Source organism: Paenarthrobacter sp. YIM B13468, assembly GCF_042788025.1.
Classification (GTDB): domain Bacteria; phylum Actinomycetota; class Actinomycetes; order Actinomycetales; family Micrococcaceae; genus Arthrobacter; species Arthrobacter aromaticivorans.
This window is the reverse complement of the sequence record NZ_JBHZPI010000003.1, coordinates 39,625-66,207: the sequence shown is the minus strand read 5'-3', so window position 1 is coordinate 66,207 and position 26,583 is coordinate 39,625. Positions and strand designations below refer to the sequence as shown.

Genomic DNA, 26,583 nt, shown 5'->3' with positions numbered 1-26,583 from the left:
GAAATGACCATTGTGCTGCTTCTGATCGTTCTTGGCTTTGTAGCCATGACATCCATTGCCGGTGGTGCGGCCCTGGCGCTTGGATCCTGGCTGGGTCCGGAACGCGTCGGTCTGCCCGCCGAGATACAACTGCCGGCTGAGTACCTGGAGGGCTCTCCCTTCAGCACATACCTGGTTCCCGGAATCCTGCTCGCTTGCGTCGTGGGCGGCCTCCATACGGCTGCCTTCGTCCTGCTCCTCAGGCGCAGTTCCTTGGCCAGTCCGGCAACCACCATCGCTGCCTACTCCATCCTGGTATGGATCTTCGTGCAGATGTCCCTGATACCGTTCAGCGCGTTGCAAGCCGTCTACTTCGGTGCAGGCCTCGCAGAACTGGGACTGCTGCTCCTTCTCCTTGGTGCCGTTCCTGGACTTGGCCGGCAAAACGGTATGCGGGGGGTGGGACAGGACGGACCGCGCGGCAGGACTTTGGGCCCTGTTGGGCGCAACCGTGCCGCCGTAGGATCGCCGCATGACCGACAAGAACATAGTGCCTGAGGCAGAAGTACTCGAAGCCGATGATTGCTGGAGGCTTCTAGGTGAAACGAATGTTGGGCGTCTCTCCGTGATCGTGGATGGCCACCCTGACATCTTTCCGGTGAATTTCGCCGTGGACAACCGGACAATCGTCTTTCGGACCGGAATGGGGACCAAGCAGCAGGCCATGGAAGACGACGCCGTCGTCGCGCTTGAAGCCGACTCGGTAAGCGCCGAATTCGGCTTGGCCTGGAGCGTCGTAGTGAAAGGAGTTGCCGGGGAGGCAGGGTCGGGCGGTCCCGCCTTGGACGAAGTCAGGCGTTCTCTCTTCCCATGGCAAGGAGTAGGCCAGGACTTCCTCTACCGGGTAGTTCCCCAGTCCATCACCGGCAGGCGGTTTGACCTTTCGGCTCCCATGTCGCTGCAAACCCGGCTCGACGACGCAACCCGCGCCGGCTTGGAATAAGTCCGGCCGGGATCAATGGAGCGGGAACCCGCACCCCCTCTCACTGGAACGGCTCTTACGGCGCGCAACCTCGTCAAGCGGTTCGGTGACCTGACCGCCGTCGACGACGTCTCTTTCCAGATCCGGCCCGGCGAAACATACGGGCTACTGGGCCCCAATGGCGCGGGCAAGACGACCATCATTTCCATGGTGGCCGGGCTGTTTACCCCCGACTCCGGCTCAGTAGACGTGACCGACATCCGGATGGGCCCGTCCAGCCTAGGAGCCAAACGGCATATAGGGCTTGTGCCCCAGGAGCTCGCAATCTACCCGGACCTGACGGCTGAGGAGAACCTGAACTTCTTCGGACGGCTACAAGGCCTCCGCCGCAAAGACCTGAAGTCAAGGGTGGCCCTAGTCCTGGACCTCCTTGGATTGGGCGAGCGGGCACGCGAACAGACCAAGAAATACTCCGGCGGAATGAAGCGACGCCTGAACATAGGTGTCGGTCTGCTCCACCGCCCCCTCTTGTTGATCCTGGATGAACCCACCGTGGGTGTGGACCCGCAGTCACGGAACTCGATCCTCGAAGCTGTGGCGCAACTCTCCACGGAGGGAACGGCAGTCCTCTACACCACGCACTATATGGAGGAAGCTGAGCGGCTGTGCGACCGGATTGCCATCCTGGACCAAGGCAAGGTCCAGGCAGAAGGAACCAGGGATGAACTCATCACCCTGACTGGAGGCGTGGACCGGATCAACCTGATCGGCACCGGAAGGATGGTCGCAGCCGCAGAGTCCCTAAGAACCGTGCCGGGCGTCCAACAGGTCAGCGGAGGGGGACTTTCAGGGCTGACCCTCACCGTCACGGACGGTCCCGCCCTCCTGGCCTCAATCATCACGAACGCCGCCACCGCCGGCATGGCAGTGACCTCGGTGGAATTAACCCGCCCCGACCTTGAGTCTGTCTTCCTTCACTTGACCGGCAAGGCCCTGAGGGACTGATCGTGAGAGCCCTCGTGACCATGGTCGGAAACGACTTCCGTCAGCGGCTCCGGGACAAAACCGTGCTCATATTCTCGTTGCTGGTTCCCTTGGCCCTCATGGGCGTCCTTAGTTTGACCTTCGGCCGGCTGGGAAACGACAGCGTTGAACTACAGCCCGCAACGGTCGTTGCAGCGTCCGAAGACAACGGACAACTCGGCAGCATTCTGCTGGACAGTCTCGACTCCCTGGAGACAATGGACGTTTCCATCCACCGTGTGCCTGCCGAGGAAGTCAGCCCGGAGACGCGCAATGGCGGCGCCGCGCTGGGCATAATGATTCCGGAGGATTTCACCACGGCTGTGACGTCAGGTGAGGAAACCACCATCCGCCTCATCGAGGGCAATGGCTCCCCGTTGGAGACGAGCGTCTTGATTTCAGTGGTCACCGGCATAGTGGACCAGTTCAGTGCCGGTTCCGTTACCGCGATCGCAGGCCGGATCGCCGGGCTTTCCCCTGAACAGGCGGCCGAAACAGGCAGGACGTCCGCGGCCGGACCGCCGCAGCTCGCCTTGGCAGAAGGATTCGCCCCGGCGGAGCAGCTCTCATTGCGTGCCAGCCTGGTGGCCGGCCAAACAGGGCTGTTCCTTCTGTTTACTGTGGGCTTTGGAGTCCTGGGACTCCTGACCGAGAGGGAGCAGGGAACTTTGGCAAGGATAAGGTCAACCACCGCACCGTCATGGACGGTCGTCACGGCAAAGGCGGTGGTCGGGTTTCTGCTTGGTGTGGTGGCCAGCGCTGTCTTGCTCACCAGCGGCAGTTTCCTCTTCGGCGTGAACTTCGGTTCACCACTGATCGTGGCGCTCCTGGTAACCGGGGTTTCGGCAGCCGCTACCAGCCTGACGTTCATCGTTGCGCGGCTGGTCCGTACGGCCGAACAGGCGAACGTAGCCCAATCCATCCTTGCCATGGTGCTGGGCATCGCCGGTGGAGCCTTCTTCCCCATCCAGTCCTCGGGCTTCATGGCCGCGATCATGGACCTGAATCCGGTGGGTGCATTCATCCGGGGGCTGGGCATATCCGCAGGTGGTGGGGGCATAGCTGAAATCGGCGCACCCCTGGCTGTCATGTGGGGATTCGCGGTGGTTTGCACTCTGGCTTCCCGTTTCCTGCCTGACCGCGGGGCAGCGGCATGAGCCCCGTTGCAGCCATAGCCGGCCTGGAAGTTCGCCGTTTCCTGAGGGATCGGTCGAACATCTTCTTTGTCTTCATCTTCCCGTTGCTCCTGATCCTGTTGTTGGGGTCCCAGTTCGGATCCAGCGCCGCATCGACACGTGTAGCAATAGCGGGTGGAGCGGGAACCACCCTGGAAAAGGCCCTCGCTGAACAGCTGACCTCAGATCGTTTGCAGGTCTATTCGGGCTCTCCCCAAGCGATACGCGAGGAAATCAGCAGAGGAAGGACCGACGTCGGGCTCTTCATCAGCGAGCAAGCGGCACAAGCATTCGACGACGGTGTCCAGGCACACATGGAGGTACTGACCGCATCGCAAGCCTCCGGACAAGCGGCCCTCCAAAAGGTGAGGGCATCCGTCCAAATCGTCAGTTCCAGGCAAAGCCAACTGTCAGCCTTGATGAAGGCAGGGCTGACGGGCGACGCAGCGCGTGCCGCGCTGGAGCGGTCAAAGGAGCAGGTCCATGCCCCAACCATCGATCTGGTGGATACCGGCGACGTTTCCCAGGTATTCCGGGGACTCGGGCAATTTGACCTCGGTGCTACCCAGCAGCTGCTGCTGTTCATTTTCCTCAGTTCCCTGACGGGAGCTGTCGCGCTTATCCAGGCGCGGCGGTTGGGCGTTGTTTCACGCACGTTGGCAGCACCGTTGTCGGCCCGCCAAGCGGTCTCGGGCCTGGCGCTGGGCAGGTTCGGGATCGCTGTCGTCCAGGGCATCTACATCATTATTGGGACAGCCCTCCTGTTCGGCGTCGATTGGGGCAACCTATGGCTCACTGCCCTCGTGCTGGCGGCATTCAGCGCTGTGGCCGCCGCGGCGGCGATGGTGATCGGTTCACTGCTGGATCACGACGGCGCGGCGACAGGTCTGGGTATCGGTGCGGGCCTGGTACTGGCCGGGTTGGGCGGGTGCATGGTGCCGCCCGAGTTCTTCCCCGAACCGCTAAACACGATATCCAGCTTAACGCCGCATCGCTGGGCTTATGAGGCGCTCGCTGACATCCAAAGGCATGATGGAACGTTGGCCGACATCATGCCAAGTGTGGGTGTCCTGGTTGCATTGGCAGTGGTCCTGCTGGCCGTGGGCGCCCGAATTTTGCTTCGAAGCCTGGGCCGGGCGCTGTGACCCCGGATCTTCCTCCCGATGCGTGGCCTTTTTCGACGGGTCACCCCAAGGACTGGCGTCCACTGTTTAGGTTTTAGAGTCCTTCGGCCCTGTCGTTTGCAGCACGGTCAGGGAAATCTGGAGACATGAGCACCATCGATCCGCAACCGAGAATGATTAAGACATCCGAGCAGCCCACCGCGGTGCTCCGCGAACGCGTGGCAATGGCCAACCTGACAGAGTTCTTCGGCCGTGCCTTCGGTGCTGTCATGGCCGCTGCCCAGGCCCAGCACGCCAGCCCCACAGGCCCGCCTTTTGCCCTGTACCACGGCATGCCTACCGACACAGTGGATGTTGAGGCAGGGTTTCCTGTGACCCCGGGCTTCTCCGCTGCCGGGGACGTCATCAGTGGCTTGCTGCCGGGGGCAGACGCTTTCGAGGCCGTCCACAAGGGTCCCTATGACACGCTGGAAAGGACATACGCCTTGATCCTTGAGCGGATGAGTGCTGAAGGAATGACGCCCTCGGACACGATGTGGGAGTTCTACCTGAGTGACCCGGAAAGGGAACCGGACCCCGGCAAATGGCAGACACGCGTCGTCTGGCCCGTGGTCGGAGAAGTGCGGGCAGGCTGACCATGGCGATTCGACAGGACAAACCACGTAAGAGTGACCGCGGATTCCATCAGGGTTACCCATCCGACGCTCACCGGGGGCAGGCCCAACGAACCGGAAAACTGCAGATGGTGGTCAAGTTGGAGCCAGATTATCCGGCTGCAGGCATCATTGTCCGCGGACACATCACCAGCCAGAGCATCCCCGTCATCTTCGCGGTGGTGCGCCGGGTCAACGCAGCCGTGCCCGGCGTCGATATCTCCGTGGATCTTAGCCTTGCCGGCATAACGACCGAGGCACTGGAGGAACTCAAGGAGGTCTCCAGGACCGGCATGCTGCCTTTGGCCGCGGATCCTGCGAGGGTTCCATGCCACCTCCGGATTCTGGAATCCTCGAGGCAAATGGCCTGAACGGCTGTCGATTGCAACTTGACGAAAGCAGGCAACAACAATGAGCAATGACCACACGATCGCCGTCGGCGTAAAGGACTCTACCCAAAGCGAGGCCGCACTGGTTTGGGCTGGCCGGCGCGCCGAAAAGCAGCATGCACCTCTCGTAATCCTTCATGTCGTGGATGATCGCTGGCTTGTAGAACCCGGCTCCTGGAGGGCGTCCCTCGCTCAAACCGGCGAAAAACTGCTTCAGGCTGCGGCGGCCCGCATAGGTCAGCGTTTCGACGTCAAATCAAGCACGGAACTACTCACCGGAAGTGTGGCGGCGGCCCTTGGTGATTACGCCCGAAAGACCTCCCTGATGGTCATCGGTTCGGGAAGCCCCCATCTTGGCGGTTCCATGACAGACCGGGCTCTGCAGATAGCGGGCGCCTCCTCGGGGCCCGTGGCCGTCGTCGGGACTGCAAACGACTATGAGGACAGGCACGGAATCGTGGTTGGCGTGGACGGTTCGGAACACTCCCTCAGGGCCGTTGCCTTCGCTGCCGCAGAGGCGGATCGCGAAGGCCAGGAACTCACTGTGCTCCATGCTTACAACGCACCTGATCCGGTCGCGGATGCCGGTTTGGCGCCCGCGGAACTCAGGCAGTTGATCAGCGAACAGGAGCGCATTGTGCTATCTGAAACGGTGGCCGGACTGAGCAACTCCTATCCCGACCTGGCCATCAACAGGGTTTCGGAACCTCACAAGGAACCAGTGCGGGCCCTGGTGGACGCAGCTGCCAATGCACGACTGCTCGTTGTGGGAAGCCGCGGACGTGGAGGATTCTCCCGCCTGTTGCTTGGTTCGACTGTCCATGGCGTCCTAACTCATCTGCCCTGCCCCACCATCGTCATCCCACCCGCACACACTCCGGAGAGCGACTAGCCTGCGCGGGTCCTGGTGCCAGGTTCTCGTCAATAATCCGATTCGCCCGCTTGCAATCCTGAATGATGGATCCATAAAATAGTCAAATACAGATGCGGCGAACAAGGAGTCAATGGTGGAAGCCTTTTCGGATTTTCGGGCGCCCTTGTATGAGGTGAAGGCCAATCTGTTCAAGGGTCTGGCCCATCCGGTCCGGATCCGGGTGCTGGAGTTGTTGTCGGCTGCCCCTGAAGTGTCGGTAACGGAGATGCTGGCTGCAACAGGACTGGAGGCCTCGCACCTGTCCCAGCACTTGATGGTGTTGCGCCGCTACCATCTGGTCACAGGTGAGCGCCGGGCGTTGCAAATGTTCTATTCGCTGGCGTATCCGCAGGTCGCCGAGCTGCTTTCGGTGGCGAGGCTTTTGCTGAACGACATGCTGCGCACGACGCGGGATCAGCTCGAGTCGTCCCAGGAAGTGTCCCGCGGGTCCGCTGCTGAAGCCAGCACGCGGTGAAGGTTTTCGCCGCAGGCTTGGCATTGCTGCCTGGCCGGCAAGACTATGCCGAACTCCCGCGCACCTGGAAGGGGGATCTGGTTGCCGGTGTCACCGTGGGCATCGTAGCCCTGCCGTTGGCGTTGGCATTCGGGGTCAGCTCGGGCGCGGGCGCGGCGAGCGGCCTGATCACCGCCGTCGTTGCGGGCGTGATCGCGGCGGTATTCGGAGGCTCCAATATCCAAGTCTCTGGACCCACGGGCGCCATGGTCGTGGTCCTTGGCCCGGTCATCGCCACTCATGGGCTCGGCGCCTTGGCGGCGGTCTCCGTCATGGCCGGGGTGATCGTGCTTGCTGCGGGGCTGCTCAAGCTGGGCCGGGTGGTTACGTTGCTGCCTTGGCCGGTGATTGAGGGGTTCACGGTCGGTATCGCCGCGATTATCTTTCTCCAGCAGGTTCCCGCAGCGTTCGGGTCCAGTTCCGGGTCCAGCGGCAATGCCGCCGTCTCGGCCGTCCAGGCGCTGGCTACCGTTTCTGCCGCCTCTGCGCTGGCTCCGGCCGCGCTGGTTGCACTGGTGGTGCTGATCATGGTTACGGCGCCGCGGATCCATCCCCGGATTCCCGCCTCACTTATCGCGATCATTGTGGCCAGCGTCACGGCGCAAGTCCTGGATCTTCCGGTGGCCAGGATCGGCGCCCTGCCCCAGAGCCTGCCTTCCCCCGTCATTCCTTCCCTGGACTGGACGACACTGGCAAACTTGGCCGGACCGGCGGCGACGATTGCGGCCCTCGCAGCGATCGAGTCCCTGCTCTCGGCACGGGTTGCCGCCTCGATCTCCGATACGGGCCCCTACGACGCGGACCGTGAACTTTTGGGCCAGGGCCTGGCCTCCGTGGCGTCCGGCTTCTTCGGTGGCATGCCAGCCACCGGAGCCATCGCCCGCACCGCGGTGAACATCCGCTCGGGCGGCAGGACACGCCTGGCCGCCATCACCCATGCCCTCCTCCTGTTGGCCGTGGTGTACCTGGCCACCGGCCCGGTTTCCCGCATTCCGCTTGCCGCCCTTGCAGGGGTGCTGATGGTCACCGCGACCCGCATGGTCTCGCCCGCCGCACTGCGCGCCGTGATCGGATCGACCAGGGCGGACACAGTCGTGTTTTTCGTCACCGCGCTCATTACCGTGTCCTTTGACCTGATCGAGGCCGTGGAGATCGGCATCGCCGTCGCCTCCTTCTTTGCCCTGCGCTCCTTGGTCCGTTCCAGCGGCGTCCACCGGGAGGAAATCCCCGGCCCGGTCCACGACGGGGACGAGCACATCGCTATCTTCAGGCTCGACGGTGCCCTCTTCTTTGCCGCCGCCGAACGCGTCCTGGACCGGGTCAGCGCGATCCAGAACGTCGACGTCGTAATCATCCGCATGTCACAGCTACAGACCCTGGACGCGACCGGTGCCAGGGTCATCACCGAGATCGTTAATGCCCTTGAACGGCGAGGGATCACCGTCCTCATCAAAGGCATCCAGGACCGCCACCTTCGCCTCCTCACCCGGGTAGGAGTCCTGGAATCCCTGCGCCACCACAAACACCTCTTCACCGAACTGGCCCCGGCAGTCGAGCACGCACGCAGCCACGTCGCCCGCGCGGCCACCGCGCGTGCCACCCGAACCCACGGCCCGGCCCTTGAATCCAACCCGGCCCCCACCTCAGGCCCCACCGACGAATGAAGAAGGTGTCAGCGCCTAGTCGGTGCCGCCCCATTCCCCCGCACGACAGGCGGGGCGCAAATGGGTTCTAGGTGTTTGGGCGGACCACGCACCACTCGTTGCCCTCTGGGTCCAGGAGCACCTGGAAGGTCCCGGGACCATCCACATGAATCGCGCCAACCCTGACAGCGCCAAGGGCAGCAGCCTCATCGGAAGCTTGCGCCACGTCCTTCACAAGGACATCAATGTGCAGCCGGTTCTTGAGCTGCTTCACCTCAGGTACCCGTTGGAAGGCTAGCCGCGTCCAGCCCGGCGGGTCGATATACGACCAGTCATCACTTCGGTGTACGGGTGTACCACCAAGAATCGACGACCAAAACCGCGCAAGCGCAGCAGGGTTCTGACTGTCAACGACCACTTCATCAACGCTCCCGATCATGAACCGAGCATATTGGGAGCCGATCACATCACTCACCTATGACTGCTTGCGTGTCACAGCCGTACGTCCTTGGAAGTGGGACATCGCGTGTACGGGGCACTCCCCCGCTCGCCCGAATCGTCTCAGCGCACCGCACGTGTGGCGCGCTACCGCTCAACAGCGGTAAGCGCTTGGTCGTAGATGGCAAGTGCCGTCGCCACTTCTTCAGGCGTAACGACGGCTGGAGGCACCACGTGGATGCGGTTGTCGGCAATGAACGGGAGGAGTCCTAGCCGGAGGAGCTCGGCTTTGACCCGGCCCATGTACTCGGCGGTGACGGGCGTGCGCGACTGACGGTCCTGGACGAGTTCGAGGGCCCAGAACACTCCGCGGCCACGCACTTCGCCGATGACGTCGTGCTTGTCGGCCAAGGCACGGAGGCCGGGTTCGAGGTGGTCGCGGCCGATCCTGGCGGCGTTGCCGATGATGTCTTCTTCTTCGAACGCTTCGATGGAGGCGACCACTGACGCGGCCGCGAGGGGGTGGCCGGAGTATGTCAGGCCGCCGGGGAAGACCCGTTCGTCGAAGGTAGCCGCGATCTCGCCGGAGATGATGACGCCGCCGACAGGCACGTAGCCGGAGTTCACACCTTTGGCGAAGGTGATGAGGTCCGGGGTGACGTCGAAAGCGTCCAGAGCGAACCAGTCGCCGGTCCGGCCAAAGCCCGCCATGACCTCGTCAAGGATCATCACAATGCCGTATTCGTCGCACAAGGCTCGCACGCCTTGGAGGTATTCGGCGGTAGGGACCAGGATGCCGGCGGTTCCGGGGACGGTTTCCAGCAGGATCGCCGCGATGGACTGCGGCCCTTCGCACTGGATGGTGCGGCGCAGGTGCTGCAAGGCGCGTTCGGTTTCCTGCTCCGGGGTTTCGGCCCAGAACTCGGAGCGGTAGAGGTAAGGGCCGAAGACGTGGACGTGTCCGCGGGAGTATTCGTTGGGAATGCGGCGCCAGTCACCGGTGGCGACGATGGCCGCACCGGTGTTGCCGTGGTAGGAGCGGTAGCGGGAGATGACCTTGTCCCGGCCGGTGTGAAGACGGGCCATACGGATGGCGTTCTCGTTGGCGTCGGCCCCGCCATTGGTGAAGAACACCTTCTCCATGTTTGCCGGGGCGTGCGAGAGGATCTTCGCGGCCGCTTGTCCCCTGACGTGGCTGGCATGCGACGGTGCCAGAGTTGCCAGCGTCGTGGCCTGCTGGGCGATCGCGGCAATGAGCTTGGGGTGCTGGTGGCCGATGTTGGTGTTAACCAGCTGGCTGGAGAAGTCCAGGTAAGTGTTGCCGTCGTGGTCCCAGACAGTACTGCCGGACCCGCCCGCGATTGCCAACGGGTTCAACGACTTCTGCGCGGACCAGGAATGGAACACGTTCGAGCGGTCGAGGTCCACGGCTTCGGCATTAGTGATGGCTGTTGCATCTTCGACGTCGGGAGCGGTGTCTACGGTGAGTTCTGCGGTAAGCGTGTCCGGGTGGCTGGCGACCATGACGGTTCCTCTCAATAAAAGGCGGTGGGGGCTCTCCTCCATCTTGCTTTTTAGTACTGCTGCGGAAGGCTATACCTTTGTACAATCACCACAACCGAAATAGACGTTTTTACATACAAGGACCCGGCCATGCCACCAAGCCTGAATATCCTGCTCCGCAGCCGCACACTGAAACTCCGGCTTGTGGTTCCGGACCCCGCTTCGCCTGCCTTGGACGAACCCATCAGCTGGGTGCACAGTTCGGACCTGGAGGACCCCACTCCCTTCCTGGACGCGGGACAGTTCCTGCTCACCGACGGCACGCAGTTCCCGGTGGATTCAAGCACGACGGCGGAGCGCGCCTCTGCGGGGCAGTCACCCGGGGTGCCCAACGGCAAGATGTATGAGGACTACGTACGTCGGCTGGTGGACCACGGAATCTCGGGTCTTGGCTTCGCTACCCAGGTCATCCACGGGGTGCTGCCGCCCGGACTGGAAGAAGCGTGCCGCAAGCACGGGCTGCCCCTGCTGGAGGTTCCGGACCGGACCCCGTTCATCGCGATCATCCGCTCGGTAGCAGACTATCTGGCGAAGGAGGACCATGCCCGCGCCGAATGGTCGCTGCAGGCGCAGCGGGCGATCTCGCGTGCGGCGCTGCGGCCCGATGGATTGACCTCGATTCTGGGCGAGCTGGAACGTCAACTGCATAGCTGGGTGGCGCTCTACGACGCGGCAGGAAATTACGTCCGCATGCCGCGGAATCGGCCCATCCCCTCGGAGATCGCCGGTGAAGTAACCGCGAAAGTCCGAAAAGCACTGGATCTGGGCACACGGTCGGCCTCCAACCTGGACATCGGTGGCCAGTCAGTGACGCTGCAGACACTGGGTCGGAAAGGCAGCCTGCGCGGCGCGTTGGTATTGGGCGCCATTGAGCCCTTGGACCCGGCAAGGGCGGACATCGTCAACACTGTCATCGGCTTGGCCAGCCTCGCCTTGGAGCAAGCCCGCACCCTCGATACCGCCCGCAGGCACCTCCGCGCCGGCGTGTTCGAGCAATTGCTGGCGGGCAGCACCGACGTCGCAAGCAAAACGGCACTGCAAGTGTGGGGCCAACTCCCCCGCGAGCCCTTGCTGGTGACGGCCTCCCGTCAGGAGAACCCGGCGCCCAACCTGCTGGAAGCCTTGGAACTTTTGGCCGACGACTACCGTGGGGCAGTGTTTTATGCACTCCGGGGGGAACTGTTGGTGGTCCTGGCAGGCCGGCCGCATCAGGAGAAAGTCCTTGAACTGCTCAAACGACACGGCCCGTGCGGGATGTCGGCCGAAACCACCATGGATGGACTCACGGCCGCGCTCGAAGAAGCCACGCGGGCGCTGCGGCGGGCCACGGAACTGGGCAGGGACGCCGTCGAATTTTCCGAACTCTCCGAAGGCGGGATGCTGGGCCTCCTGCGCGAGGAGAGCGCAGGTCCGGTGGCACGCGGGCTGTTGCAGCCCCTCATCGAATACGACCGCTCCGAACAGACCGAACTGCTGCACACGGTGCGTGAATGGTTTGCCAACAACTGCGTATGGGACAAGACCGCGCGACGCTTGGGTGTCCACCGACATACGCTAAGGAACAGGATCGATGCAGCGGGTAGGATCCTGGGCCTGAATCTTGACGGCATGCGGGACAGGCTGGAACTGTTCGCCGCAGTGCAGTTCCTGGACCAGTGAGTAAATGCGTAATCCTCCGGCGCCGCGGGACGCCGGAGGATTACGCTGTCAGAGACCAGTGCCGGGCCCTGACGCCATGAGGGTTGGCCGCTAGTTCTGCGGGAAGCCCAGGTTGATGCCGCCGTGGCTGGGGTCCAGCCAGCGGGAGGTGATGGCTTTTTCACGGGTATAGAACTGAAAACCCTGCAATCCGTAGGCTTTGGAGCTGCCGAAGATGGAGTCCTTGAAGCCGCCGAAGGAGTAGTAGGCCACGGGTACGGGGATGGGGACGTTGATGCCTACCATGCCCACTTCTACCTCGTTCTGGAAGCGGCGGGCTGCGCCACCGTCGTTGGTGAAGATGGCTGTGCCGTTGCCGAAGGCGCCGTTGTTGATCAGGTCCAGGCCTTCCTCGTAGCTGCGGACGCGGACTACGGCCAGGACGGGGCCGAAGATTTCCTCGGTGTAGACGCGGGAGGTGACGGGGACGTCGTCGATCAGGGTGGGACCGAGCCAGAAGCCGTTCTCGTCGCCGTCCACGTTGATGCCGCGGCCGTCGACGACGACTTTGGCGCCATCTTCGATGGCGACGTCGATGTAGGAGGCCACCTTGTCGCGGTGCTGACGGGTGACCAGAGGGCCCATGTCGCAGTTGCGACGGCCATCGCCAATCCGCAACGTGGCCATGCGGGAGGTGATCTTCTCGATCAGCTCGTCAGCCACGGGCTCAACAGCGACCACTACGCTGATGGCCATGCAGCGTTCACCGGCGGAACCGAAACCGGCGTTGATCGCGGCGTCGGCGGTGAGGTCCAGGTCGGCATCGGGCAGCACCAGCATGTGGTTCTTCGCCCCGCCCAGGGCCTGGACCCGCTTGCCGTTCTTCGCAGCGGTTTCGTAAATGTACTGGGCGATCGGGGTAGAACCGACGAAGGAAATGGCCTTCACGTCCGGGTGTTCCAAGAGGCCGTCCACGGCTTCCTTGTCACCGTGCAGGACGTTGAAAACCCCGTCCGGCAAGCCCGCTTCGGAGAACAGCGCCGCGAGCCAGTTCGCCGCCGTCGGGTCCTTCTCGGAAGGCTTAAGCACGACAGCGTTGCCCGCGGCGATCGCGATGGGCAGGAACCACAGCGGGACCATGGCCGGGAAGTTGAACGGGCTGATGATGCCCACCACGCCCAGGGGCCCCTTGGTGGAGTAGACGTCGACGCCGGAGGAGACGTTCTCTGAGTGCTCACCCTTGATCAGGTGCGGGAAGCCGGTGGCCAGTTCCACGACCTCCAAGCCGCGGGTGATTTCGCCGAGGGCGTCGGAGACCACCTTGCCATGCTCGGAGGTGATTATTTCGGCGAGTTCCCCCTTGCGCTCATTCAGCAACTCCCGGAAGCGGAAGATGATCTGCTGGCGCTTGGTAATGGACAAGTCACGCCACGCCGGGAATGCTTTCTGCGCCGAGGAGATCGCCGCCTCAATGTCGGCACCGTTGGCCAGCGCCACGCGCTTGGTCTCAATGCCGCGGGCGGGGTCAAAGACCGGAGAGGTGCGTTCGCCCGCCGAAGGCGACTCAGCGCCGCCGATCCAGTGGGACAGTATGGGAAGTTCCTGATTGTGTGACACGCGTCTTCTCGCTTTCGAGTGGCGGTGAGGGTGGTGCCGATCTCGGCTTGATAGCCACCGTAGCTTGGGCCGCTGTCCGCTCGACCCCTGACATTTGGCAAACGTCCTCACCCCTGTTCGACACATGTCCAGAGTCTCGTCGCGGATGTGCGGCTCTAGGGTTTTGGCATCAACCCCACCTACCCAGGAGCCCTCCATGAAGAAGCTTCGCCCCACCCCCAATCTCCGGCCGGAAACCTCTGCCCCGGTTCGTACAGGCGAGCACTGCCCTGAAAGCGGCTGGTGGCTTCCCGTCACTTCAGTAGGGCATGAGGCTGCGTCTCGCTTTGTGGGCCAAGGTAACGTGATGCCGACTTTTGCCGGCACGCCGTCCGCCTGGATTCCGAGTCAGGAACATTGATCCGATTCATTTACTCCCGGATAAGAACAGGCTAGGCTTGTCTGACAATCTGCATTTAGCGGATCAGCGAACTAGTAATTGGGGAACCCCATGGCGGAAACTTACCTGTCAACCGAGCCAACAGCGCTTCCCGTGCGGGTCTCACCAGTAGCATCCGTGTCCCGACGTGACGGCGTCGTTAATGAGATCCGGCGCGCGGTGGTGGTGGGCTCCATCAAGCCCGGTCAAAAGCTGACCGAAGTACAGCTCTCCGAGTGGCTTAACGTCAGCCGCCCAACGGTTCGTGAAGCCCTCAATCAGATGGCCCAGGAGGGACTCCTGGTTCAGGAGCCGTACCGCGGCCTTCGGGTCGCCACGCTGGATGCCGCGGCCATCATGGATCTGGCCAACACCCGTATGGCGCTGGACATGCTCGCCGTTGAAGCGATCATCAAAGACGATTCCGGCCGGCGGATGCGGATGGTTGAGGAAAGCTGGGCCGAGTACAGCCGCGTTGAAATGGACCCGGATCCCGTTGTCCGGCACGAGAGCCACGTGGCTTTCCACCGAAAACTGTGGGCGGCGTCGGAGAACGCTTTACTTTTGCGCCTTTGGCCCGTCACCGAGGCCCACGTCACGATCATCCTGGCGCAGGATCAGGCCACGCGTGCTGACCCTGTACGCGCCCACCGTGTACACGTGAAGCTTGTCGAGGCGATCCGGACGAAGGATATGAAGATCATCCGCAAGGCCTTCAAAGAACACACCATTGACAGTGCGCAGGAACTTATCGCACTTCTGGACAGCACATCCGAAAAGGAGAAGTAGGGCACATGAAGGTATTGATCGTTGGCGCCAACGGCCTGCTCGGCTCCGCGGCCGTGGCCGCGCTCAAGGGCAGGCATGAAGTCATCGAGGCATCCCGCTCGGGTGAGGTGAGCGTCGATCTTACCGATCCCCAATCAATTCTCCGAATGTTCAAGGAGGTGGGAACCGTGGATGCCGTCATCTCGTGCACTGGCTCGGTTCCGTTCAAACCATTAGCTGAACTGACAGCTGAGGACTTCCGATCCGGTTTTGAGGACAAGGTGATTGGGCAGGTGAACCTGGCCCAGTTGGGCGTGGACTACCTGTCCGACGGCGGATCAGTCACCCTGACCACCGGGGTACTGGCTCGCGAGCCCATCCTGACCGGGGCCGCAGCCTCCTTGGCAAATGGCGCCTTGGAATCCTTCGTGATGGCCGCAGCCGCAGAGCTACCACGACGCATCCGCATCAATGCCGTCAGCCCTACCGTCCTTGCTGAAGCAACCGGCTACCACGAGTTCTTCCCTGGCTTCCAGCAGGTTCCTGCGGAGACGGTCGGCCGCGCCTACGTCAAGTCCGTAGAAGGCATCCAGACAGGGCAGATATACGCCCTCGACTAGACAAACCTCCCGAAGGCCGGGTCGCCCCCATGGCGGACCCGGCCTTTTTTCTGCCCTTTTTGCCATTAAAAATCGGCTTCTTTTCACTCAGCCGAGACTTCTTTGAAAAAGGGCTGGACGTGGCAGCAATCACACGCTAGCTTTTAACTAACAAACAGATTGTTTGACAACCAAACAAACAATCAAGGGCCACGTAGCGGGCCTACCCCTTCGGCCCCGCCGATCACGGCAAAGCCCACGAAGATTCCCCACGAGCTGGCAGCCAGCGGTAACCGCGGCCAGCCCGGTCACCCGTTCCCGTCAAGAGGGTTAAACCATGACCAAGACAAGCAAGATCACCCTGGCAGTTCTCGCCATCGTCGCACTCTCCCTTGCCGCCGGCTTTTTCGGCAGCGGCCTGCGAGGAAACACCGCATCTGCCTCAGCAAGCTCGAGCCAAGGCTCGTTCATCGAGGACATCAAGAAGCGCGGTGAGCTCCGTGTGGGCGTCGCCATCGCTCCGCCGATGACCACCCAACAGCCCGACGGCACCCTGGGCGGACCCAACATGATCCCCCTCGAGGAGCTGGCCAAACAGCTCGGAGTGAAGCTGGTCCCGGTGGCCGCTGAATGGAAGAACATCGTGGCTGGCCTGCAGGCCAACCGCTACGACTTCGCGGCAAACCTGGACTACACCGTGGAAAGGTCACTCGCGATTTCCTTCACGAACCCCGTGTACGAATACCCCGGAGTCTTCCTGGTCAAGGCAACCTCGCCCTACTCCACCTCGGAACAGATCATCCAGAGTGGTGGCCAGATCGCCACGGCACAGGGCGCTGCTCCGGAAGCGACGCTCAAGGGCCTGACGCAGAACATCATGCCGATGGACTCCTACTCCAACGCCATCTCAGCGATCCAGGCCGACCGCGCAGTTGCTGAATTCACGGACCTTCCCACTGCTGAGTCCCAGGCACAAGCGGACAAGTCCTTGAAGATTGTGGTTCCGGAACCGGAGATCTACTCAGGCACCGCCGCCTACGGTGTCCCCGCAAGCATCGATGCCCGCTCCATGCAGATCGTGAACATCGCCATCGAACGGGCCCAGAAGAGCGGCACACTCGCCCAGGCCTACGCCAAGGTCAACTACTTCGAGGTTGACAGCCTCGGCGACCTCCAAAAGAAGTAACCTGGCAAGGAGCCAAGCCATGAACTACAACTTCGACTGGGACGTAGTAGCCCGGGCACTTCCAGCAATGATGCAGGGCCTGGGAATCACTCTCCAGATAACTGTCATCACCATCGTCATCAGCATGATCCTCGCGGTTCCCGTGGCCGTGGGCCGCATGTCCAAAATCGAGGTCGTCCGCTGGGCAGCACAGGCCTACATCGAGGTCTTCCGGTGCACCCCGCTGCTGGTCCAGCTGTTCTGGATCTTCTACGCGATGCCGGCACTGACCGGTGTCACCCTCCCCGGCTACGTCTCGGCGATCATCGCCCTGACCTGCAACCTCACAGCTTTCATGGCAGAGGCCTACCGCAGTGGCTTCCAAGCCGTACCCGTGGAACAGGTCGAAGCCGGCCGGATGCTCCAGCTCAGCCGCTTTCAGCAACTCCGCTACATCATCGTTCCACAGGCGCTTCGCCAACAGCTACCGGTCATCCTCTCCCTGAACATCTCGCTGTTCAAGGACACCGCACTGGTGTCCACCATCGCTGTGGCTGACCTGATGTTCGTAGCCAACACCATTTCCTCGCAGACCTACCGGTCATTGGAAGTGTTCACACTTGCGGCGATAGTCTATTTCGCCATCGCCTTCCCGGTTTCCCTGGCCACGAGCGCATTGGAACGCCGGATGCAGAACAACGCAGGCATGGGGGCAAAACCGAAAGCCGGAATTGTTGCCCGTATGATGCCGGGTTCGCGCGTGGCGGTGTCGCGATGAGCCACGCACTCAGCCCACAGCTTCCCACCACCACCGCGCAGAAGGACAATGATGTGAGCGAACAGAAGGGCATCCAGGTGGCCACTCCCGAGCACACGCAGGGCACCGCAGGTAATGGACAGGTTTTGGTGGAAGCCCGCGGCCTACAGAAGAGTTTCGGTATCCGCCAGATCCTGAAGAACGTCGATTTCCAGATGAACAAGGGCGATATCACGGTCATCATCGGCAAGTCCGGCTCAGGCAAGTCCACGCTGCTCCGGGCCCTTGCCGGACTTACGGACCCTGATGAGGGCGAAATCCTGGTGGACGGCCGCACCGTATTCGCAGAACAGAAGCGCACCAAGGAATGGACCAAGGTACGCTCCGAGGTGGGCATGGTGTTCCAGACCTACACCCTCTGGCCGCACATGAACGTCCTGGACAACCTGGTGCTTGCTCCCCGCAAGGTCCGCGGCGCCGCCGGCTCGGAATCGCGCGACCGCGCCGAAGCAGCATTGGACGAAGTCGGCATGAAGCACCACATCCTCAGCCGTCCCACCCAGTTGTCCGGTGGCGAACGGCAACGTGTCGCCATTGCCCGTGCACTGATGATGAAGCCCAAGCTCCTGCTCTGCGACGAAATCACCTCAGCCCTCGATCCACCCGTGGCGGCCGAGGTCCTGGATGTCCTCCGCCGACTGAAGGAGGAGGACGGCATCGCAGTCGCCTTGGTTACCCATGACATGGCCTTCGCTTCCAAAGCAGCTGACCGCGTGGTGTTTTTCCACGACGGAGAAATCGCCGTCAACGCCACACCGGAAGCAGCCTTCGATGATTGCGACAACCAAGACCTCAAGAAGTTCGTCGACGCGGTCCGGTTCTAAGCCGGAGAACGCAGCGAGAAAGGAAATACAGTGCACACCGTAGTCATTGGTGGCGGGGTTATCGGCCTCACCCAGGCCTACCACCTGGCCCGCGAGGGCGAGAGCGTCACCGTCATCGATGCCCGGGCTACCGGCCTCGGTGCATCGAAGGTCAACGCGGGATGGATCTGCCCGGCAGAATCGGCACCCGTGCCGGGACCCGGCGTCGTCCTCAAATCCATGAAGTGGATGCTCCGCCCGGACAGCCCGCTCTACATCAAGCCTTCCCTCGATCCGGCTTTCGTCCGGTTCATGCTGGGTATGTGGCGTAAGTCCAACGCTCGCGACCAACGCGCAGGATTTGAAGGTCATCTGCGCCTCGCCGCAGACACCCTCCAGATCTTCGACGAGTACCGCGCCGATGGCATGGACTTCGAGATGCATACCGACGGGCTGCTCATGGCGTTCATGGAGCAGGACAACTTCGACCACCACATCGACAACCTCGATTTGGCGTCCCAGTACGGCCGGCAGCCAAAGGTGCTGGACCGGGATGCCGTTCACGAGCAGGAACCGCTTCTCACCGACGGCGTACTGGGTGGCATCTACTTCCCACAGGAGCGCCATGTGGATCCGGGGGCCATGGCAACCGCCCTGCACCGCCGGCTTGTGGCCATGGGCGTGAAGGTTATCGAGAACTCCCCCATCGATTCAGTGCAGGGCTCCGGAGACAGGGTCACGTCCGTGGAAAGCGGCGGAAACCGCTACGCGGCCGACAAGTTTGTCCTCGCCGCAGGCGCTTGGAGTGGAAACCTGTCCAAGCAGTTCGGCGTTGCCCTGCCGGTACGCCCCGGTAAGGGATACAGCGTTGAAGTACCAGCACTGGGCCTGCGCAGCGCGATCAACCTCTGGGATGCCAAGGTTGCGGTGACACCATTCAACGAACGGCTCCGCATCGCCGGCACCATGGAGTTCGGCGGACTTGACGAGAAAATCAACCAAGTCCGGGTCGATGCGATCCTGCGAGCTCCAGCGAAATACTTCCGCAACTGGGAAGCACCGGCCACCAAGCCGACGCCGATGGCCGGAATGCGGCCGATGACACCGGACGGACTCCCTGTCATTGGACATCTGGGACACCTGGAGAACACTTTTGTCTCCACGGGCCACGGGATGATGGGCATCACCCTCGCACCGGGCACCGCAGCCGCCCTTAGCGATCTGATCCTGCATGGCCGGACGGCCGAGACACTTCAACCGTTCAGGGCCGACCGTTTCCGTGGCGTCCAACGCCAACCGGTCCCGGCCCTCTAAAACCCTTCCGCATTGATGCGGACCACTATTCTTCCCGAAAGGAACCACCACATGTCCCACCTCAAGAAGGACCTCCGCGGCATCCTCGCAGCCGTCACCACCCCGTTCACCCAGGATGGCTCCGCGATCGACGAGCCGGCACTGCAGCGCCAGGTGGAGCGCTTGGTCTCGGCGGGCATTCACGGCATCGTACCCACAGGCACCACCGGCGAATTCACTACCTTGTCCGCCGACGAATACCGTCGCGTGATCGAGCTTTACGTCAAGGGCGCGGACGGACGCATTCCCGTTGTGGCCGGTATCGGTGCGCTCTCCACCCAGGGCGCCATCGATCTTGCCCAGCACGCCGAGAACGTGGGCGCTGATGCGATCATGCTGGTTCCGCCGTTCTACGATCCCCTGGACCTGAGCACTCTCAAGTCCTTCCTCTCGGCAGTTGCAGGTTCCATCTCCCTGCCGATTGTGTACTACAACGTACCGGGCGCCACCGGCATCCAGCTCACGGCAGCCGAACTCGCCGAACTGGGCGACATCGAGGGCGTGGACTACATCAAGAACACCTCTGACGACGCCGTGGGCCTGGCCGAACTCCTCGCCAACCACTCGGACCGCATCAAGGCCTTCAACGGCTGGGACACCCTGACGTTCTTTGGGATCGCCTCCGGAGCGGAAGCCTCGGTCTGGGGAACCGCAGGCGTGGTCCCGGAGCTCGCGGTCGAATTCTGGAACGCGCTGGCCGAAGACAAAGACCTGGTCCGTGCCCGGGAACTCTGGAAGCACCTGTGGGCCATCAGCGATTTCCTTGAGTCCGTCAACTACGTCGCTGGCATCAAGGCTGGCTTGGAACTTATCGGTGAGCCCGTTGGCCCGGCCCGTCTGCCCATCCAGCCCCTCCCCGCTGAAGAACGCGAGCGCTTCGCCCGCATCCTCCAGGACGCCGGAGTCCTCCCGGTCGTAGCAGCATGATGCAGCGCTCCACCAGCACCGGTCTATCCGGAAAGCTCGTCCTCGACGCCATCGAAGTACACGCGGAGGGCGAACCGGGGCGGATCTTGACCTCCGCTGCCAGCCTCGTCAAAGGCGGGACCATGGTGGAGCGTCTGCAGTACTGCAAGGAGAACCTGGATTGGCTGCGCCGGCTCATGTTGCATGAGCCGCGCGGCTACCCGGGCCTGTGTTCGGTGATCCTCCTGCCTCCGGTGAACGAAGGGTCCGATTTCGGCATCGTTGTCCTGGAACAGGGAGGGTTCACTCCGATGTCCGGCTCGAACACCATTTGCGCGGTCACCGCAGTGCTGGAACAAGGCATAGTACCGGTCCGCGGACCCGAAACCGTGGTCACCATCGACACCGCTGTCGGCGTCGTCACCGCCGTCGCGCGGGTAGAAGGTGGCAAGGTGCTTTCGGTGACTGTCGTGAACGTCCCCGCGTTCGTCGTCGAACTCGACCACCCGCTGCACGTGCCCGAGTACGGCACCGTACCGGTCGACGTCGTGTTCGGCGGGCAATTCTTCGCCCAGGCCCGTGTGGCGGATCTCGGGCTGGAACTGCATCCGGACAACGGCAAGGAACTCGCCCGGGCAGGGGCACTGATCAAGATGGCCGCGCTGGAACAGATCCACCCCATCCACCCGGAGAATCCTGCAATCGCCGGAGTCAACCTCGTCATGCTGCACACCGGCGACCGCGTGGCCGGACGGCAGGACCGCAACACAGTGGTGCTGTCCAATGGCAAGCTCGTACCCAGCGACCCTTCCACCTGGACCGGCGCACTGGACCGCTCCCCCTGCGGCACCGGGACATCGGCACGCATGGCAGCATTGCATGCCCGGGGCCAACTGGCCGTCGGTGAGGACTTTTCGCACCACAGCATCATCGGCAGCGAATTCATCGGCCGCCTGACAGGCGCGACGACGGTCGGCCGTCGGGAGGCGGTCCTGCCCACCATTACCGGCCGCGGCTGGGTCACCGGAACCAGTAGATGGGTGCTGGACCCCACCGACCCCTTCCCCACGGGATACACCGTGGGCGACATCTGGGCCCCCGGCGCCTAATTTCCCTCCCCGCGAGATGGCATTTGATGGCAGTCTTTGCCCAAACCATTGCCACTAACTGTCATCTCGCGCACCCAAAAATCTTAGAAAGCAGGAGATGTGAGTCAGTTCATCAATGGCAAGCTCGTCGAAGGCACCACCGGCGAAACCGTGGACGTCAAGGACCCATCCAATGGCCAAACCATCCGGACCATCACCCTTGCCGGCAGCGACGACGTCAATGCCGCAGTCCAGGCCGCCAAAGACGCGTTCCCGGCGTGGTCCCGTGCGACGCCCGCCGAACGTTCGGCCGTGCTGACCAAGTTCGCCGCACTCATGGAAGAACGCGCCGAAGAGTTCGCCCAGTTGGAGTCCCGCCAGGCGGGCAAACCCATCAGGCTCACCCGCGAGTTCGACGTCCCCGGGACCATAGACAACATCGCCTTCTTCGCCGGTGCCGCCAGGAACCTGGAAGGCAAGGCCACAGGCGAATATTCCCCGGACCACACCTCCTCGATCCGCCGCGAAGCGATCGGTGTGATTGGTTCGATATCCCCGTGGAACTACCCGCTGCAAATGGCCGCGTGGAAGATTCTGCCCGCCATCGCCGCCGGCAACACCATCGTTCTCAAGCCGGCCGAGATCACCCCGCTGACTTCGCTGCTGTTCGCTGAAGTTGCCACCGAGGCTGGCGTCCCGGATGGCGTCATCAACGTCCTTACTGGTCGTGGCTCAACAGTCGGCGCCGAGCTGCTCCGCCACCCTGACGTGGACATGCTCTCGTTCACCGGCTCCACTGTTGTGGGGCGTACCGTCCTGGAAGCCGCGGCAACCACGGCCAAGCGTGTGCACCTGGAACTCGGAGGCAAGGCCCCGTTCGTGGTATTCGACGACGCCGACCTCGAAGCCGCGATCCATGGTGCCGTTGCCGGCTCCCTGATCAATACCGGCCAGGACTGCACCGCCGCCACCCGCGCAATCGTGCACAGCTCCCTCTATGAGAAGTTCATCGAAGGCGTTGCCGGTCTTTACGCCAAGGTCAAGCTCGGCCCCACCCAGGATCCTGCCACCGACCTCGGCCCGCTCGTATCCCGCAAGCACCAGGAAACTGTGGCCGGAATGGTCGAGCGCGCCCGTGCTTACGCCCGGGTGATCGGCGGCGGCGTACCCGACGGCGATCTGGCCAGCGGTTCCTATTACCGACCCACCCTTGTGGCTGACGCTACCCCGGACAGCGAGATTTTCCGCGACGAAGTCTTCGGTCCTGTCCTGACCGTGACCCCGTTTGAGACCGATGATGAAGCCATCACCCTCGCCAACGACACCCCCTACGGGCTGGCCGCCTCGGCGTGGACCAAGGATGTCTACCGGGCGCTGCGGGCTACCCGGGAAATCCGGGCCGGCGCAGTCTGGGTCAACGACCACATCCCGATCATCAGCGAAATGCCTCACGGTGGCATGAAGCAATCAGGCTTTGGCAAAGACATGTCCACTTACTCCCTGGACGAATACACCGTGGTCAAACACGTCATGTTTGACCTCACCGGCGCCCAAGCCAAGGACTGGCACCGCACCATCTTCACCTTCGACGAGCCAAACGGGAAAGGCCAATGACGACGACGGGACTCGCCGGACGCTTCTCCGGCAAGTCTGCGTTGGTCACCGGCGCTGGTGGCGGCATCGGATCCGCCATCAGCCGGCGACTGGCCGCTGAGGGTGCGTACGTATACGTGGCGGATGCTAACGAGATGGCAGCAAAGGACGTCGCGGAGGCGATCGAATCCGACGGTTTCATGGCCGAGCCACTCGTGTTTGACTTGCTCGATCCTGAGGCGAGCGCCAGGGCGGTCGACGAGGCTGTGGAAGCACGGGGACGGCTGGACGTGTTGGTCAACAATGCCGGCATCAATCGACGGGGTGACCTGCTCTCCATCACGGAGGATGATTGGGACCTGTCCTTCGCCGTCAATGTCGATTCCCTGTTCCATCTTTGCCGTGCCGTGCTCCCCCATATGATCGCGGCAGGAGGTGGCTCCATCGTGAACACCGCCTCGCAGTGGGGCCTCTACCCGGCGCCGGCCCATATCGCCTACAACGTTTCCAAGGCAGCGGTCGTTGCTTTCACCAAGAACCTCGCCCGGGACTATGCGCCGAACAACATCAGGGTGAACGCCGTTGCCCCTGGAGAAGTCCGTACACCGATGCTCGAAGCAGGGTTGGCCCGGAACGGTCGCAGCGTGGCGGAACTCGACGCCCTGGTGCCGTTTGGGCGGATCGGACAGCCCGAAGAAGTCGCTGCGCTGGTGGCCTTTCTGGCTTCCGATGAAGCTCCCTTTATCTGCGGATCGGTGGTCGAGATTACCGGCGCCCAGGCAGTGGCATGATCACTGGTATGTTGGCCGGCAAGACGGTGCTGGTTACCGGGGCCTCAAGGGGCATTGGGCGCGCCACCGCTGTCGCTCTGCACCGCGAGGGTGCCCATGTGGTGCTGCACTACGGCAACGACCAGGACTCAGCGCGGACAACAGCTGACAGGCTCGGCGATCGCGTCCATCTGGTCCAAGGAGATCTAAGTGACCCTATTGAACGCCATCGGGTCTGGCGGGAAGCAGTGGGCTGGCGTGATGGCGTCGACGTTCTAGTGAACAACGCCGGGGCCTGGCTGTCGTCGTCGATTGACTGTCCCGACACGTGGCGACTGGGCTGGGAAGCGAATTATGAGCTCAACCTTCTTGCCCCAGCCGATCTTTGCCGCCTTGCAATCCTGGGGTTCCGCGAGGGAGGCGGTGGGATCATCGTGAACATCACCAGCCGCTCGGCCCACAGAGGTGACGACGCCGAACACCTCGCCTATGGTGCCGCGAAGGGCGGACTCCTTGCACTCACAAAGGGGATCGCCCGCGGCTTTGGCAAGGAGAACATCCTGGCCTACGCCGTTGCGCCGGGCTGGGTAGCCACGGATATTGCTGGAGACCTCGCCGCTGACGCCGCGGTCCTTGCCGGACTCCCGCTCGGCGAAGTCACTCCCCCGGAGGATGTCGCTGAAGTGGTCGCGTTCCTGGCATCCGGGCGTTCGAGACACTCCACCGGATCAACCATAGATATCACCGGCGCGGACTACGTCCGCTAGGAGCTCGCCTGCCCCGGTGAGTTGCCTCATTAGGGGCCTGCCGCCGTCGAATCTGAAATCTTTGAAAGGGGACCCATGCGGTTCAGTCGTATGCTCACCGTGGTGGACGCCCATGCGGAGGGCGAATCCGGCAAAGTCGTTGTAGGCGGTGTCGGGCCGGTGCCAGGCTCGTCTATGTTCGACAACAATGCTGAGGCGGACTTTGGGTACATCATCCTGGAGTCAACGGAATACCCGGCGGATCAAGAAGGCAGCAGCCGAACAACTGGACGTCACGCATCCGCTCGAATCGTCTCCCCCGGCCGGCTTGACCGTTCGCCATGCGGCACAGGAACATCTGCTCGGCTTGCCTTGCTGCATGCCCGCGGCCAACTCCGATCACTTCCTACAACCAACTGGTCTTTGACCCAACCGACCCCTTCCCAGAAGGATTCGTCGTTGGGAAACCGTGGAAAGCTGAGTACTGACATGACGAACGGACCCATTACCGACTGGTCCAATCTTGCGGGCGCCCATGTGGAGATCCGCCAACAGGGTGCGGCCATCTGCACAGGAACCGTAGACGCGGTGACTGAGGATGGCAGCATCCTCTGGGTTTACGCAGAACCTTATGGCCGGCGGTTATTCGAGAAGGCAGAATATTTTGAAGCGTGGGCTGCCGAGGAACGGCTCGGCTTCCACTACAGGATGGCTATGGGTTGGACACGTCCCGTGCCCGGCCAGTAACCCTCAGTCCTTACCGCCCGAGCCGGCTACGCAGATCCTCTGCCGCGAGATCGGATGCTTCTATGGCACCGGCCAGGTAGCCCGCCTCAGCAGGACTCACTTCGCTGCCTGCCAGCACGATCCGGTCCGCCCACGCCCCTTGAACCCATGAGGCTGACGGCGCTGGGTGGCCGCTGGACGCAACGTCCTGCGCTGTGGCTGTGAATTCATCGAACGCCCAGTCTTTGAACAGAGTCGCCTCCGGAGTTCCAGCTTGAGGGCCGAACAGCCTTGTGAACTGTGCCAAGCAAGCTTCCTTGATGGCCTCCTCGCCCATGGACTGCCGTTCCCCCGGGCCGATCCCGAGAAACCCGAAGAGAGCAGGTCTTCCTGATTCGGTGGTTGCGTCATGGATCTCCAGCATGGGGCCAACCATGCTTTGCGCCGTCCCCGACAACCCGTCCTCACGCCAGAAGGGCGTGTCATAGAGTGCAAAGAACTTGGCTTGTCCGGCCATCCACGTCGGCGTATCCCGCCAGAGGGCCGACGTCGCAGTTTCGGGCTCCGGATTGAAGGTGATCGTGGCTTCAAGCAACCTTGGTGGCAAGCAGAACGCCACGAACCGACTTCTTAGTGATTGTTCCGAGCCCTGAGCGTCGCGGAAAATCACGTCGACGCCGTGGGTCTCAAGTGAAAGTCCCGTAACCAGTGAGTTAAGGCCTATGGCTTCAGCCACCACCTTGTCCGACAACGCCCTCACAAGCGCCGCAGAACCACCTGAGAGCCGCATGGTTTCAGCTGAACTGCCGACGCCCGTGTAACGTCCGGCCGGCTCCCGGGACATGCGCTCAAACACCACGTCTCCGTCGCTGCTCTGGGCGAAAGCCTCGAGTTTCAGCTCATCGACAAGTCTCGCGAGTGCCGGCTGCAGTCTTGGCCAGTACCACGACGGCCCGAGATCAAACCCGTCCGCGCTGGGCTCACCTTCGGCGTCCACCGTCAAGACCCGCCCGCCAAGACGACCCCGGGCCTCCAGCAACCGGCACGAGATGCCTGCCTCCGAAAGGTTTCGCAGGAGGTTGAGCCCTGAAACTCCGCCACCAACAACCACGACTTCGACGGGTTCGTCCATTAGCAGCAACCTCTTTCCTCAGCCTGCCCGTGTCTACCATCATCATGT

26 protein-coding genes and 1 pseudogene are annotated in these 26,583 nt (G+C 62.6%); 23 read left to right on the top strand and 4 right to left on the bottom strand.

Annotated elements, in window-relative coordinates:
• Window positions 1-3 precede the first annotated feature (3 nt).
• The 10 genes from ACFX4T_RS03975 (at window position 4) to ACFX4T_RS03930 (ending at window position 8,416) form a co-directional block, all read left to right on the top strand.
• Entirely contained in the window at window positions 4-537 is a 534-nt protein-coding gene (locus tag ACFX4T_RS03975) for a hypothetical protein (RefSeq protein ID WP_377650855.1), read from the top strand.
• Window positions 512-982 (top strand): pyridoxamine 5'-phosphate oxidase family protein, encoded by a 471-nt coding sequence (locus ACFX4T_RS03970; protein WP_377650854.1) that lies wholly within the window; start codon window positions 512-514, stop codon window positions 980-982. The genes ACFX4T_RS03975 and ACFX4T_RS03970 overlap by 26 nt, the downstream gene beginning before the upstream one ends.
• A gap of 15 nt (window positions 983-997) precedes the next feature.
• The gene (locus ACFX4T_RS03965) at window positions 998-1,966 is read left to right on the top strand and encodes an ABC transporter ATP-binding protein (RefSeq protein WP_377650853.1); all 969 of its coding nucleotides are present in this window, start codon (window positions 998-1,000) and stop codon (window positions 1,964-1,966) included.
• A gap of 2 nt (window positions 1,967-1,968) precedes the next feature.
• The gene (locus tag ACFX4T_RS03960) at window positions 1,969-3,141 is read left to right on the top strand and encodes an ABC transporter permease (protein ID WP_223949112.1); all 1,173 of its coding nucleotides are present in this window, start codon (window positions 1,969-1,971) and stop codon (window positions 3,139-3,141) included.
• Complete coding sequence (locus tag ACFX4T_RS03955) at window positions 3,138-4,304, top strand: ABC transporter permease (RefSeq protein ID WP_216923605.1); 1,167 nt, start codon at window positions 3,138-3,140, stop codon at window positions 4,302-4,304. Before ACFX4T_RS03960 ends, ACFX4T_RS03955 begins: the two co-directional genes overlap by 4 nt.
• Before the next feature lie 125 nt (window positions 4,305-4,429).
• Window positions 4,430-4,918 carry a GyrI-like domain-containing protein gene (locus ACFX4T_RS03950; protein WP_216923604.1) on the top strand — a complete coding sequence of 163 codons (489 nt, stop codon included), beginning with the start codon at window positions 4,430-4,432 and terminating at the stop codon, window positions 4,916-4,918.
• Window positions 4,919-4,920: 2 nt separating this feature from the next.
• On the top strand, window positions 4,921-5,307 hold the full coding sequence (locus ACFX4T_RS03945) for a hypothetical protein (RefSeq protein WP_216923603.1): 387 nt from the start codon (window positions 4,921-4,923) through the stop codon (window positions 5,305-5,307).
• Window positions 5,308-5,347: 40 nt separating this feature from the next.
• On the top strand, window positions 5,348-6,217 hold the full coding sequence (locus ACFX4T_RS03940; protein WP_377650852.1) for a universal stress protein: 870 nt from the start codon (window positions 5,348-5,350) through the stop codon (window positions 6,215-6,217).
• Window positions 6,218-6,329: 112 nt separating this feature from the next.
• Entirely contained in the window at window positions 6,330-6,713 is a 384-nt protein-coding gene (locus ACFX4T_RS03935) for a metalloregulator ArsR/SmtB family transcription factor (protein WP_216923601.1), read from the top strand.
• Entirely contained in the window at window positions 6,710-8,416 is a 1,707-nt protein-coding gene (locus ACFX4T_RS03930; protein ID WP_377650851.1) for a SulP family inorganic anion transporter, read from the top strand. The genes ACFX4T_RS03935 and ACFX4T_RS03930 overlap by 4 nt, the downstream gene beginning before the upstream one ends.
• A gap of 67 nt (window positions 8,417-8,483) precedes the next feature.
• Here ACFX4T_RS03930 and ACFX4T_RS03925 read toward each other — a convergent pair whose 3' ends face one another.
• Window positions 8,484-8,870, bottom strand: coding sequence for a VOC family protein (locus tag ACFX4T_RS03925; protein WP_377650850.1), 387 nt, complete (start codon window positions 8,868-8,870; stop codon window positions 8,484-8,486).
• Between the two features lie 110 nt (window positions 8,871-8,980).
• Complete coding sequence (locus ACFX4T_RS03920) at window positions 8,981-10,357, bottom strand: aspartate aminotransferase family protein (RefSeq protein ID WP_377650849.1); 1,377 nt, start codon at window positions 10,355-10,357, stop codon at window positions 8,981-8,983.
• Window positions 10,358-10,486: 129 nt separating this feature from the next.
• Between ACFX4T_RS03920 and ACFX4T_RS03915 the strand changes: the two genes are divergently transcribed.
• Complete coding sequence (locus ACFX4T_RS03915; RefSeq protein WP_377650847.1) at window positions 10,487-12,055, top strand: PucR family transcriptional regulator; 1,569 nt, start codon at window positions 10,487-10,489, stop codon at window positions 12,053-12,055.
• Between the two features lie 90 nt (window positions 12,056-12,145).
• Here ACFX4T_RS03915 and ACFX4T_RS03910 read toward each other — a convergent pair whose 3' ends face one another.
• Window positions 12,146-13,651, bottom strand: coding sequence for a CoA-acylating methylmalonate-semialdehyde dehydrogenase (locus ACFX4T_RS03910; protein WP_216923592.1), 1,506 nt, complete (start codon window positions 13,649-13,651; stop codon window positions 12,146-12,148).
• A 490-nt stretch (window positions 13,652-14,141) separates the two neighbouring features.
• On the opposite strand from ACFX4T_RS03910, the gene ACFX4T_RS03905 reads away from it, so the two are divergent.
• From ACFX4T_RS03905 to ACFX4T_RS03850, 12 genes and pseudogenes are all read left to right on the top strand, one after another.
• Entirely contained in the window at window positions 14,142-14,858 is a 717-nt protein-coding gene (locus ACFX4T_RS03905) for a GntR family transcriptional regulator (protein ID WP_216923591.1), read from the top strand.
• Window positions 14,859-14,863: 5 nt separating this feature from the next.
• The gene (locus ACFX4T_RS03900; protein ID WP_216923590.1) at window positions 14,864-15,457 is read left to right on the top strand and encodes a short chain dehydrogenase; all 594 of its coding nucleotides are present in this window, start codon (window positions 14,864-14,866) and stop codon (window positions 15,455-15,457) included.
• Between the two features lie 316 nt (window positions 15,458-15,773).
• Window positions 15,774-16,622, top strand: a complete 849-nt coding sequence (locus tag ACFX4T_RS03895; protein WP_377650846.1) for a substrate-binding periplasmic protein — start codon at window positions 15,774-15,776, stop codon at window positions 16,620-16,622.
• 19 nt (window positions 16,623-16,641) lie between these two features.
• Window positions 16,642-17,379, top strand: a complete 738-nt coding sequence (locus ACFX4T_RS03890) for an amino acid ABC transporter permease (RefSeq protein WP_216923588.1) — start codon at window positions 16,642-16,644, stop codon at window positions 17,377-17,379.
• Window positions 17,376-18,242, top strand: coding sequence for an amino acid ABC transporter ATP-binding protein (locus tag ACFX4T_RS03885; RefSeq protein ID WP_216923587.1), 867 nt, complete (start codon window positions 17,376-17,378; stop codon window positions 18,240-18,242). Before ACFX4T_RS03890 ends, ACFX4T_RS03885 begins: the two co-directional genes overlap by 4 nt.
• A gap of 30 nt (window positions 18,243-18,272) precedes the next feature.
• Complete coding sequence (locus tag ACFX4T_RS03880; RefSeq protein ID WP_216923586.1) at window positions 18,273-19,535, top strand: FAD-dependent oxidoreductase; 1,263 nt, start codon at window positions 18,273-18,275, stop codon at window positions 19,533-19,535.
• Between the two features lie 51 nt (window positions 19,536-19,586).
• Entirely contained in the window at window positions 19,587-20,501 is a 915-nt protein-coding gene (locus ACFX4T_RS03875; protein ID WP_377650845.1) for a dihydrodipicolinate synthase family protein, read from the top strand.
• Window positions 20,498-21,589: a proline racemase family protein gene (locus ACFX4T_RS03870; protein WP_377650844.1), complete on the top strand. Its 1,092-nt coding sequence runs from the start codon at window positions 20,498-20,500 to the stop codon at window positions 21,587-21,589. Before ACFX4T_RS03875 ends, ACFX4T_RS03870 begins: the two co-directional genes overlap by 4 nt.
• Window positions 21,590-21,688: 99 nt before the next feature.
• Window positions 21,689-23,182, top strand: a complete 1,494-nt coding sequence (locus ACFX4T_RS03865; RefSeq protein ID WP_377650843.1) for a gamma-aminobutyraldehyde dehydrogenase — start codon at window positions 21,689-21,691, stop codon at window positions 23,180-23,182.
• Window positions 23,179-23,952, top strand: a complete 774-nt coding sequence (locus tag ACFX4T_RS03860; protein ID WP_377650842.1) for an SDR family NAD(P)-dependent oxidoreductase — start codon at window positions 23,179-23,181, stop codon at window positions 23,950-23,952. The genes ACFX4T_RS03865 and ACFX4T_RS03860 overlap by 4 nt, the downstream gene beginning before the upstream one ends.
• Entirely contained in the window at window positions 23,949-24,698 is a 750-nt protein-coding gene (locus ACFX4T_RS03855) for an SDR family NAD(P)-dependent oxidoreductase (protein WP_377650841.1), read from the top strand. The genes ACFX4T_RS03860 and ACFX4T_RS03855 overlap by 4 nt, the downstream gene beginning before the upstream one ends.
• Before the next feature lie 249 nt (window positions 24,699-24,947).
• Window positions 24,948-25,073, top strand: a pseudogene (locus tag ACFX4T_RS03850) (proline racemase family protein); the annotation flags it as partial.
• Between the two features lie 361 nt (window positions 25,074-25,434).
• On the opposite strand, the gene ACFX4T_RS03845 reads toward ACFX4T_RS03850, so the two are convergent.
• Entirely contained in the window at window positions 25,435-26,535 is a 1,101-nt protein-coding gene (locus tag ACFX4T_RS03845; protein ID WP_216923579.1) for an FAD-dependent oxidoreductase, read from the bottom strand.
• Window positions 26,536-26,583 lie beyond the last annotated feature (48 nt).